The organism is Ramlibacter algicola (assembly GCF_016641735.1).
Classification (GTDB): Bacteria; Pseudomonadota; Gammaproteobacteria; order Burkholderiales; family Burkholderiaceae_C; genus Ramlibacter; species Ramlibacter algicola.
Genome location: NZ_JAEDAO010000001.1, coordinates 357,208 through 370,538 on the forward strand (window position 1 = coordinate 357,208; position 13,331 = coordinate 370,538).

Here is a 13,331-nt window from a genome sequence, read left to right on the forward strand (position 1 = left end):
CACGCGTGAAGAGCGGGATTGTAGGAACAATGAAAGGGGTGCCCCCCGGGCACCTGGAGCCAAGTGACAGGCAAGACACTGGTCATCGCCGAGAAGCCCTCCGTCGCGCAGGACATCGTCCGCGCGCTGACGCCGACGGCCGGCAAGTTCGAGAAGCACGACGAGTACTTCGAGAACGACACGTACGTGGTCACCAGCGCGGTGGGCCACCTGGTCGAGATCCAGGCGCCGGAGCAATTCGACGTCAAGCGCGGCAAGTGGAGCTTCGCCCACCTGCCGGTGATCCCGCCGTTCTTCGACCTCAAGCCGGTCGACAAGACCAAGACGCGGCTGAACGCGGTGGTCAAGCTCGCCCGGCGCAAGGACGTCACCGACCTCGTGAACGCCTGCGACGCGGGCCGCGAGGGCGAGCTGATCTTCCGGCTGATCGAGCAGTACGCGTTCGGCGACGAGGACGCGAAGGGCGCCAAGAAGCCTGCGGCGCGCAAGCCGGTGCGGCGCCTGTGGCTGCAGTCGATGACTCCGCAGGCCATCCGCGACGGCTTCGACAAGCTGCGGTCGGACAAGCAGATGGAAGGCCTGGCGAGCGCGGCCCGGTCGCGCTCGGAAGCCGACTGGCTGGTGGGCATCAACGGCACGCGCGCGATGACCGCGTTCAACTCGCGCGACGGCGGCTTCTTCCTCACGACGGTCGGCCGGGTGCAGACCCCGACCCTGGCCGTCGTCGTCGAGCGGGAGGAACAGATCCGCAAGTTCGTCAGCCGCGACTACTGGGAGGTCCACGCGACCTTCCTTGCGCAGGCCGGCGAGTACGCGGGCAAGTGGTTCGATCCCAAGTGGAAGAAGAACCCGGATGACGCCGAGCTGCGGGCCGACCGCGTCTGGACGGCCAAGGAAGCACAGGCGATCGCCGATGCGGTGCGCGGCAAGGCCGCCACGGTCACCGAGGAATCGAAGCCGACCACGCAGGCGTCGCCGATGCTGTTCGACCTCACGTCGCTGCAGCGCGAAGCCAACGGCCGCTTCGGCTATTCGGCCAAGACGACGCTGGCCCTGGCGCAATCGCTGTACGAGCGGCACAAGGCGCTGACCTATCCGCGGACGGACTCGCGGCACCTGCCGGAGGACTACGTCCCGACGGTGAAGGAGACGATGGGCATGCTCGCCGGAAGCGGCATGGGCCATCTCGCGCCGTTCGCGAAGCAGGCGCTGGACGACGGCTACGTGAAGCCGAGCAAGCGCATCTTCGACAACGCGAAGGTCTCGGACCACTTCGCCATCATCCCGACCCTGCAGGCCCCCAGCGGGCTGTCGGACGCCGAGCAACGGCTGTACGACCTGGTCGTGCGCCGGTTCCTCTCGGTGTTCTTCCCGAGCGCGGAATACCTGGTCACCACCCGCATCAGCCAGGTCGTGGGCCACAGCTTCCGCACCGACGGCAAGGTGCTGGTCAAGCCCGGCTGGCTGGCCATCTGGGGCAAGGAAGCCGACGAGGAAGGCGACGAGAACAGCAAGGTGCTGGTCGCGGTCGCGCCGGGCGAGATGGTGCGCGCCGAGAGCGTGGATCCGCGCGGCCTGAAGACCCGCCCACCCGCGCGCTATTCGGAAGCGACGCTGCTCGGTGCCATGGAAGGCGCCGGCAAGCTGGTGGAGGACGAGGAGCTGCGCGAGGCCATGCAGGAGAAGGGCCTGGGCACGCCGGCGACACGCGCGTCGATCATCGAAGGCCTGATCGCCGAGAAGTACATGCTGCGCGACGGGCGCGAGCTGATCCCCACGGCCAAGGCCTTCCAGCTGATGACGCTGCTGCGCGGCCTGGGCGTGGAGGAACTGACCAAGCCCGAGCTCACCGGCGAGTGGGAGTACAAGCTGTCGCAGATGGAGCACGGCCAGCTCTCGCGCGACGCGTTCATGCGCGAGATCGCCGAGATGACGCGGCACATCGTGCAGAAGGCCAAGGAGTACGACCGCGACACGGTCCCGGGCGACTACGCGACGCTGAAGACGCCGTGCCCGAACTGCGGCGGCGTCGTGAAGGAGAACTACCGGCGCTACACCTGCGCAGGGCGCAGCGGCAGCGGCGACGACGCCTGCGGCTTCTCGTTCACCAAGATCCCCGCGGGCCGCGCGTTCGAGCTGCACGAGGTGGAGCAGTTCCTGCGCGACAAGCGCATCGGGCCGCTGGAGGGCTTCCGGTCCAAGGCGGGCTGGCCGTTCACGGCCGAGATGGTCCTGAAGTACAGCGACGAGGACCGCAACTGGAAGCTGGAATTCGACTTCGGCGACGAAGCGGATCCGGCGGAAACCGGCGAGCTCGTCGACTTCAGCGGCCAGGAGCCGCTGGGGCCGTGCCCGAAGTGCGGCGCGCGCGTGTTCGAGTTCGGCAAGAACTACGTCTGCGAGAAGGCCGTGCCCACCGCTGCGCAGCCCACGCCCACCTGCGATTTCAAGAGCGGCCAGGTCATCCTGCAGCAGCCGGTGGAACGCGAGCAGATGCAGAAGCTGCTGGCCACCGGCAAGACCGACCTGCTGGACAAGTTCGTGTCGATGCGCACCCGTCGGCCGTTCAAGGCCTTCCTGGCCTGGGATGCGGAAGCGGGCAAGGTGAACTTCGCGTTCGAGCCCCGCGAAAGCAAGTTCCCGCCGCGCAAGACGTTCGGCAACAAGGGCGCGCCGCCCGCGAAGAAAGCGGCGGCGAAAAAGGCTGCGGCACCTGCCAAGGCGGCGGCGAAGACTGCGCCCGCCAAGAAGGCGCCAGCGGCCAAGAAGGCGCCAGCGGCCAAGAAGGCGCCGGCGGCCAAGAAGGCACGGGCGGCGGGCCCCGGTCTCACCCCCAGCCCGGCGCTGGCGGCAGTGATCGGTCCGGAACCGGTGGCCCGCACCGAGGTGATCAAGAAGCTGTGGGACTACATCAAGGCCAACGGCTTGCAGGACACCAAGGACAAGCGCGCGATCAACGCCGACGACAAGCTGCGGCCGGTGTTCGGCAAGCCCCAGGTGAGCATGTTCGAGCTGGCCAAGATCGTCGGCCAGCACCTGCAGGGGACCTGAGGCCTACCAGCCGGTGCCCGCGATCCGGGTGCCGAGCACCGCCCAGTCCCGGCAGCGACTTCAGTCGAGTGCGCGATGCATCTGCAGCTTGTCGAGGAAACGCCCGTCGACGAGCACCGCCCGCGGCTCGCGGCCGACGACCGCGAAGCCGGCCTTGCGGTACAGGGCGAGCGCGCCGGCATTGCCGTCGGTCACCGACAGCAGCAGGTCGCGCAAGCCCTCGTCGCGGGCAGCCGCGCACAGGGCCTGGAGCAGCGCCGCACCGATGCCGCGCCCGGCGTCCTCCACAGGCACGTACATGCCCACGACCCACGCCTTGTGCCGCTCCTTCGGGCGCCGCAGCCGTTCCAGCCCCACGATGCCCACCAGCGCGTCGCCATCGAACGCGCCCCAGAACGTGGTCGCCGGGTCCTGGAGGCGCGCGTGGCTGGCGGCGAGGGGCTTGCGTTCGTCGTCCTCCCAGCTGGAGGTGAAGGCCTCGGGATGCTCGCGCAAGCCGCGCAGCCGCAGCGCGCGGTAGACCACTGCATCGTCGCTGGTGAGCCGCCGGATCTGCATCGGCCGATGATCGCCGATGCCGGGGCTCAGGCGCAGGCCGGCTCGCGTGGCGCGGTGGCTTGCGGCACGGGCACGGGGTCTTCCAGCCAGTAGGTGCGCATGTGGCCGCGGCCCTGCAGTTCGACCTCGCCGCGCGGGATGAACCGGAACCCGGCCTGCACGGTTTCCGCCACGGCGTGCGTCGCGTGGATGCTTCCCGCGCGCCCGGCGGACTCGACGCGGCTGGCGATGTTCACCGTGTCGCCCCACACGTCGTAGAGGAAACGCTTGGTGCCCAACACGCCGGCAACGGCCGGGCCGACGTGCAGGCCGATTCGCATGGCCAGCTGCGTGCCGTTGCGCGCGTTGTATGCGTCCAGCGATCGGCGCAGGTCCAGCGCCAGCGCGCACAACGCATCGATCCGGTGCTCGGCCACGGCCATGTACGCGTCGCCGATGGTCTTGATCTTTTCCACGCCGTGCCGCTCCACCAGGTCGTCGAAGCCCGTGAAGATCTCGTCGAGCATCAGGACCAGCGCGTCCGGCGGCAGCCGGTTGGCGTACTGCGTGAAGCCGGCGATGTCGGCGAACAGCACCCCGAGCTGTTCGCACTTGCGCGCGCGGATTCGCCGTTCGCGCTTGAGCTCCTCGGCGACGGTACGCGGCAGCACGTTGTGCAGCAGGTCGTCGGCCCGCTCGCGTTCCGCCAGGGCGCGCTGCGTCTGCTGCCACAGGGCGACGTCCCGCGAGAAGGTCACCCGGTCCAGCCAGAGGCACAGCACCACGACGCAGAACGGATTGACGAGGGCCGCCGCGACCAGCGCGGCGTCGCCACCCTCGCGGTGCCACACGGGGATGGCCAGCGCGAGCAGCGTGGCCGCATACAGCGGCTGCCGCATGCGCACCGGCGTGCCCACGACCGCGGCGCCGAACGTGAGGCCGGCGGCGAAGATCGAATAGTCGCCGCGCCAGTGGCCGTCGACGATGCCGATCCAGGCGCACTGGCCGATGAAGAGCGTGCAGAAGGTGTACAGCGCCGCCTCGCGGCCACGGATGGCGGGCCACCAGCGGTCGAGCGCGATGACGGCGAGGCAGACGGTGAACGACGTGAGCTGCCAGGCGAGCAGCCAGCCCAGGCTGTCGGCCCCGCGCTGCACCAGCGGCCAGTCGGTCGCCAGCGACGCGGCGGGCAGCAGCAGCGCCACGCCCTTGCAGTACCGCACGCTCGCCGCCCAGCTCTTGTGAGCCAGCCAGCGGCGAAATGCCGCCTCGTCCATCGCGCCCTCCCGCCAAGGAAGGACGACCTTAGGAGCGCCGGACGTGCGGCGTCAACGCGCAGCCCCATGAGAAAACGCGCCCGGAGGCGCGTTTCTCGTCAGAGTGCAGGACCGCTTCAGCGGGCGGCGATCACGCGGCACATCTCCAGCACCTTGTTGGAGTAGCCCCACTCGTTGTCGTACCAGCTCACCAGCTTGACGAAGGTGCCGTCCAGCGCGATGCCGGCGTCGGCGTCGAAGATCGACGTGCGCGCATCGCCGCGGAAGTCGGTGGCCACCACCTTGTCCTCGGTGTAGCCCAGGATGCCCTTGAGCGCACCCTGCGACTGCGCCTTCATCTCGGCGCAGATCTCCTCGTAGGTCGCCGACTTGTTCAGCTCGCACGTCAGGTCGACGACCGACACGTCGGAGGTCGGCACGCGGAACGACATGCCGGTGAGCTTCTTGTTCAGCTCAGGGATCACGACGCCGACGGCCTTGGCGGCGCCGGTCGAGGACGGGATGATGTTTTCCAGGATGCCGCGGCCGCCGCGCCAGTCCTTGTTGCTCGGGCCGTCGACGGTCTTCTGCGTCGCCGTCGCCGCGTGCACGGTGGTCATCAGGCCGCGCTTGATGCCCCACTTGTCGTTCACCACCTTGGCCAGGGGCGCCAGGCAGTTGGTCGTGCAGGACGCGTTGGAGATGATCGCCTCGCCCTTGTACGACGCGTGGTTCACGCCGAACACGAACATCGGCGTGTCGTCCTTGGACGGCGCCGACATGATCACCTTCCTGGCACCGGCGTTGATGTGCTTCTGCGCGCCTTCCTTGGTCAGGAAGATGCCGGTGGACTCGACCACCACCTCGGCGCCGACCGCGCCCCAGGCCAGTTCGGCCGGGTCCTTGACGGCGGTCAGGCGGATTTTCTTGCCGTTGACGACCAGCGTGTTGCCGTCGACCGAGACCTCGCCCTTGAAGCGGCCGTGCACGCTGTCGTACTGCAGCATGTAGGCCAGGTAGTCGGGCTCGAGCAGGTCGTTGATGCCGACGACCTCGATGTCGTTGAAGTTCTGGACCGCGGCCCGGAACACCATGCGGCCGATGCGGCCGAAGCCGTTGATCCCGATCTTGATGGTCATTGCAAAGCTCCGAAGGATGAAAAATCGTCAGGGGTATCTTGCCGCATCGGCGCGCTTCCGTGGTCCGGCTCAGCGGTTGCGCAACCCATCCGCGGCATGCGTCGTCAGTCCCGCTGCAGCACGGCGAGCACCGTGTCCGCCACGTTCTCCGGCGTGAAGCCGAAGTGCTTGAAGAGCACGTTCGCGGGGGCGGACTCGCCGTAGCTGTCGATGCCCACCACGGCCGCGCAGCCGTACTTCCACCAGAAGTCGGTCACGCCCGCTTCCACCGCGATGCGCGGGATGCCGGCGGGCAGGACGCTGGTCTTGTAGGCGGCGCTCTGGCGGTCGAACGCCGTGGTGCTGGGCATGGACACGACGCGCACGCCGATGCCCTGCTGGGCGAGCAGCTCCTGCGCCTTGAGCGCCAGCTGCACTTCGGAGCCGGTGGCGATGATCACGGCCTGCTCGCGGCTGCGCACGCCGACCTCGGTGGCGCCGGCCAGCACGTAGCCGCCCTTGCTGATGTCCTCGAGCCCGGCCTTGGGCGCATACGGCAGGTTCTGGCGCGACAGCAGCAGCGCGGTCGGGCGCGCGACGTTCTGCAGCGCGACGGCCCAGGCGACCGCGGTCTCGGCCGTGTCGCAGGGACGCCAGACGTCCAGGTTCGGGACCAGGCGCAGGCTGGCCGCGTGCTCGACCGACTGGTGCGTCGGGCCGTCCTCGCCGAGGCCGATGGAATCGTGCGTGAACACGTGGACGACGCGCTTCTTCATCAGCGCCGCCATCCGGATCGCATTGCGGCTGTAGTCGCTGAAGGTAAGGAAGGTGCCGCCGTACGGGATGTAGCCGCCGTGCAGCGTGACGCCGTTCATGACGGCGGCCATGCCGAACTCGCGCACGCCGTAGTTGATGTGGCGGCCGACCTGCCCCTCGGCCGTGCGCACGACCTCGCCGGCGAGGTCGACGCGCAGCGGCGGCGTGCTCTTGGTGTTGGTGAGGTTCGAGCCGGTGAGGTCCGCGCTGCCGCCCAGCAGCTCGGGCATCGCGGCGGTGAACGCCTCCAGCGCGATCTGCGACGCCTTGCGGGTCGCGACCGTCTCCGCCTTGGCGTGCGCCGACACGGCGGCGTCGACGGCCAGTTGCGCGAAGTTGCGCGGCAGCTCGCCCTTCATGCGCCGCACGAATTCGGCGGCGAGCTCGGGATGCGCGCTGCGGTAGGCGTCGAACGCCTTCTCCCACGCTTGCTGCGCCGCCTTGCCGGTGCGCTTGGCGTCCCAGGCGCCGTAGATCGCCTGCGGCACCACGAACGGCTCGTGCGGCCAGCCGAGCGCTTCGCGCGTCAGCTTGACCTCCTCGATGCCGAGCGCCTCGCCGTGCGCCTTGGCGGTGTTGACGCGGTTCGGGCTGCCCTTGCCGATCTGGGTCCTGGCGACGATCAGGGTCGGGTTGTCGGCGCTGCGGCGCGCATCGGCGATCGCGCGGTCCACCGCGTCGATGTCGTGGCCGTCGATCGGGCCGATCACGTTCCAGCCGTACGCGCGGAAGCGCGCGGGGGTGTCGTCCACGAACCAGGGCGTGACCTGGCCGTCGATGGAGATGCCGTTGTCGTCGTAGACCGCGACCAGCTTGTTCAGGCGCCAGGCGCCCGCCAGCGCGCACGCCTCGTGGCTGATGCCTTCCATGAGGCAGCCGTCGCCCATGAACACGTACGTGAAGTGGTCGACGACCTGGTGCCCGGGGCGGTTGAACTCGGCGGCCAGCAGCTTCTCGGCCAGCGCCATGCCGACCGCATTGGTGATGCCCTGGCCCAGCGGGCCGGTCGTCGTCTCGACGCCGGGCGTGATCCCCACTTCGGGGTGGCCGGCCGTCTTGCTGTGCAGCTGGCGGAAGTTCTTCAGCTCCTGCAGCGGCAGGTCGTAGCCGGTCAGGTGCAGCAGCGAATACACCAGCATCGAGCCATGGCCGTTGGACAGCACGAAGCGGTCGCGGTCGAACCAGGACGGATCGGCCGGGTTGTGCTTCAGGTGCCGGCCCCACAGGGCGACCGCGATGTCGGCCATGCCCATGGGCGCGCCCGGGTGGCCGGAATTGGCCTGCTGCACGGCGTCCATCGCCAGCACGCGGATCGCATTGGCCATCTGGCGCGCATCCGCGGTGGATGCAGGGGAGGTGACGGCCTTCGGATCGGTGGTGGTGGGCATGGGGTGGGGCTGGGGGAAACCCGCGATTTTACCGGTCGGGTTGGGGCGGCCCCGGCGCCACGGACGCGCATGCGCCTTCGTCTACAGTGGGCGCATGCGAGGGCTGCACCTGACCGCCGATCTCTACAACTGCCGTTGCGATGCGCAGTGGCTCAACGACATGGGGGCGCTCGGCACGTGGGCGCGGCAAGCGTCGGAGGCGGTCGGCCTGGAAGTACGCGGCGAACTGGTCGACGGCCAGTCGGTCGCGCTGCTGCTGCCGCAGTCGCATGTCTGCGTCCACACCTGGCCCGGCGAACGCGGCGCCACCGTCGACGTGCACGTGGCCAGCGGCGAGGGCGACCTGTCGGCCAAGGCGCGCGGCCTCATGTACGCGCTGGTGAACCGCTTCGCGCCCGAGTGGACCGAGCAGCGGTCGCTGGACCGCGGCACCGAGGCGCCCTGAGCATGGCGGCACGCGCGCAGGCCATCATCCTGGCCGCCGGCCGCGGCGAGCGCATGCGGCCGCTGACGGACACCACGCCCAAGCCGCTGCTGCCGGTTCGCGGCAAGCCGCTGATCGTCTGGCACCTCGAGGCGCTTGCGCGCGCCGGGGTGCAGCGCGTGGTGGTCAACACCGCCTGGCTCGAGGAGCAGGTGCCCGCCACCCTGGGCGATGGCTCGCGCTGGGGCCTGCGCATCGACTACTCGATGGAAGGCCGCGACCACGGCGGCGCCCTCGAAACCGCCGGCGGCATCGCCAAGGCATTGCCGCTGCTGGAGGACGTGTTCTGGGTCGCCTCCGGCGACATCCACGCACCCGCCTTCACCTTCGACGCTGAAGCGAGACGCCGCTTCGCCGCGACGGACCACCTGGCCCACCTGTGGCTGGTGCCCAATCCGTCGTTCCATGCGAAGGGTGACTTCGGCATCGGCGCCGACGGGCTCGGCCGGGCCGACGGCCCCGGCCCCGACGGCCAGACCTGGACCTACGCCAACCTGGCGCTGGTGCGCGCCAGCCTGTGCAGCCACGTGCCGGTGGGGCGCAAGGAGCCGCTCGGGCCGCTGCTGTTCGACGGCATGCGGCGCCGCGCCATCAGCGTCGAACGCTGGGACGGCGAATGGCACAACATCGGCACGCCCGCCCAACTGGCCGCCCTGCGCTGAGGCGCGGCGGCGGCAATCGGAGTGACAATCCAACCATGAACACCGAGCTTCCCTACTCGCTGTACGCCGAGCGCCGCGCGCGCGTGGCCCGGGCCATCGGCCCCGACGGCATCGCCCTGGTCCCCACCGCGCCGGAGCGGCAGCGCAATCGCGACAGCGACTTCCTGTTCCGGCACGACAGCTACTTCTATTACCTGACGGGCTTCACCGAGCCGAACGCCTGGCTGGTGATCACCGGCGACGGGGCCAGCACGCTGTTCTGCGCGCCCAAGGACCTGGAACGCGAGATCTGGGACGGCTACCGCTTGGGCCCGGAGTCGGCGCCCGAGACGCTGGGCGTGCAGGCCGCCCGCTCGATCGACGAGCTCGAGGCGCAGCTGCCGAAGCTGCTCGAGAACCGCGACGCCGTCTGGTACCCGTTCGCAATCCACGAAGGCCTGGAAGCCCGCGTCGGCGGCTGGCTGAACAAGGTGCGCGCCCGCGTGCGCTATGGCGCGCTGTGCCCCGAGGACCAGAAGGACCTGTGCGCGGTGCTGGACGAGATGCGCCTGGTCAAGGACCCGCACGAGCAGGACATCATGCGGCGCGCCGCGCGCATCAGCGCCCATGCGCACATCCGCGCGATGAAGCTGTCGGCGCGCATGCTGCGCGAGGGCAAGGACGTGCGCGAGTACCACCTCGACGCCGAACTGCTGCACGAATTCCGCCTGGGCGGCTCCCAGTACCCCGCCTACAGCTCCATCGTCGCCGCCGGCGCCAATGCCTGCGTGCTGCACTACCGCGCCGCCGACACGCCCGTGCGCGCCGGCGAGCTGGTGCTGATCGATGCGGGCTGCGAGCTCGATGGCTACGCCAGCGACATCACCCGCACCTTCCCGGCCGACGGCAAGTTCACCGGCCCGCAGCGCACGCTGTACGACCTGGTGCTCGCGTCGCAGGAAGCGGCGGTCGCCGTCACGAAGGAGGGCGCCCGCTTCAACGACCCGCACGAGGCGACGGTCAAGGTGCTGGCGCAGGGCATGCTGGACGTCGGCCTGCTCGATCGCAACAAGGTCGGCACGGTGGACGACGTCATCGAGAGCCGCGCGTACTTCCAGTTCTACATGCACCGCACGGGCCACTGGCTCGGGATGGACGTGCACGACTGCGGCAGCTACGTCGAGCCCAGCCAGGTCGGCGAGGTCAGCGAGCGCAAGGACCCGCTGTCGGGCGAGATGATCAAGAACCGCCCCAGCCGCATCCTGCGCCCGGGCATGGTGCTCACCCTCGAGCCGGGCCTCTACGTGCGCCCCGCGCCCGGCGTGCCGGAGCAGTTCCACAACATCGGCATCCGCATCGAGGACGACGCGATCGTCACCGCCACCGGCTGCGAGCTGATCACGCGCGACGTGCCGGTGCGCGCCGACGAGATCGAAGCCCTGATGCGGGCCTGAGCCCCGCGGGCGGCGAGGCAGGACCGCGGTCCTACAATCGCCGCCCATTCCGCGCGGACCGCAGGCGGCGGCGCGCCCCGAGGAGACAAGCATGCCCCCCACCGAATCGGACAACGCGCCGGTCGACAAACGCGCGGAGCTGCGCCGCGCCGCCCTCGAATACCACGAGTTCCCCACGCCCGGGAAGGTCGCCATCGCGGCGACCAAGCAGTTGATCAACCAGCACGACCTCGCGCTGGCGTACTCGCCCGGCGTCGCGGCGCCCTGCGAGGAGATCGTCAAGGACCCCACCGCCGCCTTCCGCTACACCGCGCGCGGCAACCTGGTGGCCGTCATCACCAACGGCACCGCGGTGCTGGGCCTCGGCGACATCGGCGCGCTCGCTTCCAAGCCGGTGATGGAAGGCAAGGGCGTTCTCTTCAAGAAGTTCGCCGGCATCGACGTCTTCGACATCGAGATCAACGAGAAGGACCCGGACAAGCTGGTCGAGGTCATCGCCGCACTCGAGCCCACCTTCGGCGGCATCAACCTCGAGGACATCAAGGCCCCCGAGTGCTTCGCGATCGAGCGCAAGCTGCGCGAGCGGATGAAGATCCCGGTCTTCCACGACGACCAGCACGGCACCGCCATCGTCGTCGGCGCGGCCATCCTCAATGGCCTGAAGATCGCCGGCAAGGACATCCGCAACGTCAAGCTCGTGACCTCCGGCGCCGGCGCCGCCGCGCTGGCTTGCCTGGGCCTGCTGCTCAAGCTGGGCCTGCGGCGCGAGAACATCTTCGCCACCGACCTGGCCGGCGTCGTGTACGAAGGCCGCAAGGAGCTGATGGACGAGGACAAGCTGCAGTTCGCGCAGAAGACGTCCGCCCGCACGCTGGCCGAAGTGATCGAAGGCGCTGACATCTTCCTGGGCCTGTCGGCGGCCAACGTGCTCAAGCCCGGGATGGTCAAGACGATGGCCAAGTCGCCGCTGATCCTGGCGCTGGCCAACCCGAACCCGGAAATCTCGCCGGAAGACGCGAAGGCGGTGCGCCCGGACGCGATCCTCGCCACCGGCCGCACCGACTACCCGAACCAGGTCAACAACGTCCTGTGCTTCCCGTACATCTTCCGCGGCGCGCTCGACTCGGGCGCGACCACGATCACGATGGAGATGGAGATCGCGGCGGTGCACGCGATCGCGGAACTGGCGCAGGCCGAGCAGAGCGAGGTCGTCGCCGCCGCCTACGCCGGCCAGCAGCTGTCGTTCGGCGCCGACTACCTGATCCCCAAGCCGTTCGATCCGCGGCTGATGATGAAGATCGCGCCCGCCGTGGCGCAGGCGGCCGCCGACAGCGGCGTCGCGCTGCGGCCGGTCAAGGACATGGACGCCTACCGCGAGAAGCTGCAGAGCTTCGTCTACGCGTCCGGCACGACCATGAAGCCGATCTTCACGGCCGCCAAGCAAGGACCGAAGAAGCGCGTCGCGTTCTGCGAGGGCGAGGAAGAGCGCGTGCTGCGCGCGTGCCAGATCGTGGTGGACGAGGGCGTCGCGCGCCCGACGCTCATCGGGCGGCCGCAGATCATCGCGCAGCGCATCGAGAAGTTCGGCCTGCGGATGCAGCAGGGCCGCGACTACGACGTCGTCAACGTCGAGCAGGACGACCGCTACCGCGACTTCTGGCAGACCTACCACCGCATGATGGACCGCCGCGGCGTCACGGTGCAGATGGCCAAGATCGAGATGCGCCGCCGGCTCACGCTCATCGGCGCCATGCTGCTGCACAAGGGCCAGGTCGACGGGATGATCTGCGGCACCTGGGGCACCACCGAGATCCACCTCAAGTACATCGACCAGGTGATCGGCCGCCGGCCGGGGCTGGCGACCTACGCCTGCATGAACGGCCTGGTGCTGCCCAACCGCCAGGTCTTCCTGGTCGACACGCACGTCAACTACGACCCGACGGCGGCCCAGCTGGCCGAGATCACGGTCATGGCGGCCGAGGAAATGATGCGCTTCGGCATCAAGCCCAAGGTGGCGCTGCTGTCGCACTCCAACTTCGGCTCCAGCAACCAGCCCAGCGCGGTGAAGATGCGCGACACCCTTGCGCTGCTGCATGAGCAGGCGCCGTGGCTGGAGGTGGACGGCGAGATGCACGGCGACGTCGCGCTGGACGGCGCGGCGCGCGACCAGCTGATGCCCCACAGCAGCCTGTCCGGCGACGCCAACCTGCTGGTCTGCCCGAACATCGACGCGGCCAACATCTCCTACAACCTGCTCAAGACCGCCGCCGGCGGCAACATCGCCATCGGCCCGGTGCTGCTGGGCGCCGCCAAACCGGTGCATATCCTGACGGCCAGCACCACCGTCCGCCGCATCGTCAACATGGCGGCCCTGACCGTCGCCGACGCCAACGCGGCACGTTAAAGCCAAACCGGCGAGCGGGCGCTCACTTGAGCGGACCGCTGCCGGGCTGGGAAAGGCCTTTCGCCTTGCCCAAAAAATGGGCAGCCGCTTGCCTTTTGTGACTGGATCGTTCACACTTGCGGGCTGAATTTTCCGGGTTAACCCGAGCATGAAGCCCCGCTCGGAGCGACCCGGAAGGCGTC

9 protein-coding genes are annotated in these 13,331 nt (G+C 69.4%); 5 read left to right on the forward strand and 4 right to left on the reverse strand.

The window, feature by feature from the left end; translation table 11 throughout:
* The first annotated feature begins 63 nt into the window (after positions 1-63).
* Entirely contained in the window at positions 64-3,051 is a 2,988-nt protein-coding gene (locus I8E28_RS01750) for a DNA topoisomerase III (protein WP_200786129.1), read from the forward strand.
* Positions 3,052-3,111: 60 nt separating this feature from the next.
* Here I8E28_RS01750 and I8E28_RS01755 read toward each other — a convergent pair whose 3' ends face one another.
* From I8E28_RS01755 to tkt, 4 genes are all read right to left on the reverse strand, one after another.
* On the reverse strand, positions 3,112-3,609 hold the full coding sequence (locus I8E28_RS01755; RefSeq protein ID WP_200786130.1) for a GNAT family N-acetyltransferase: 498 nt from the start codon (positions 3,607-3,609) through the stop codon (positions 3,112-3,114).
* 26 nt (positions 3,610-3,635) lie between these two features.
* Positions 3,636-4,865 carry an adenylate/guanylate cyclase domain-containing protein gene (locus tag I8E28_RS01760; RefSeq protein ID WP_200786131.1) on the reverse strand — a complete coding sequence of 410 codons (1,230 nt, stop codon included), beginning with the start codon at positions 4,863-4,865 and terminating at the stop codon, positions 3,636-3,638.
* A 116-nt stretch (positions 4,866-4,981) separates the two neighbouring features.
* A complete protein-coding gene (gap, locus tag I8E28_RS01765; RefSeq protein ID WP_200786132.1) occupies positions 4,982-5,983 on the reverse strand; it encodes a type I glyceraldehyde-3-phosphate dehydrogenase in 1,002 nt (333 codons plus the stop codon).
* A gap of 104 nt (positions 5,984-6,087) precedes the next feature.
* The gene (tkt, locus tag I8E28_RS01770) at positions 6,088-8,166 is read right to left on the reverse strand and encodes a transketolase (protein WP_200786133.1); all 2,079 of its coding nucleotides are present in this window, start codon (positions 8,164-8,166) and stop codon (positions 6,088-6,090) included.
* Between the two features lie 94 nt (positions 8,167-8,260).
* Here tkt and I8E28_RS01775 point away from each other — a divergent pair, with 94 nt between their 5' ends.
* The 4 genes from I8E28_RS01775 to I8E28_RS01790 all read left to right on the forward strand — a co-directional run bounded on the left by I8E28_RS01775 (position 8,261) and on the right by I8E28_RS01790 (position 13,149).
* Positions 8,261-8,611, forward strand: coding sequence for an S-adenosylmethionine decarboxylase family protein (locus I8E28_RS01775; RefSeq protein WP_200786134.1), 351 nt, complete (start codon positions 8,261-8,263; stop codon positions 8,609-8,611).
* A gap of 2 nt (positions 8,612-8,613) precedes the next feature.
* Positions 8,614-9,312, forward strand: coding sequence for a nucleotidyltransferase family protein (locus tag I8E28_RS01780; protein WP_200786135.1), 699 nt, complete (start codon positions 8,614-8,616; stop codon positions 9,310-9,312).
* A 35-nt stretch (positions 9,313-9,347) separates the two neighbouring features.
* Positions 9,348-10,745 (forward strand): aminopeptidase P N-terminal domain-containing protein, encoded by a 1,398-nt coding sequence (locus I8E28_RS01785; RefSeq protein WP_200786136.1) that lies wholly within the window; start codon positions 9,348-9,350, stop codon positions 10,743-10,745.
* 91 nt (positions 10,746-10,836) lie between these two features.
* Positions 10,837-13,149 (forward strand): NADP-dependent malic enzyme, encoded by a 2,313-nt coding sequence (locus I8E28_RS01790; RefSeq protein WP_200786137.1) that lies wholly within the window; start codon positions 10,837-10,839, stop codon positions 13,147-13,149.
* Positions 13,150-13,331 lie beyond the last annotated feature (182 nt).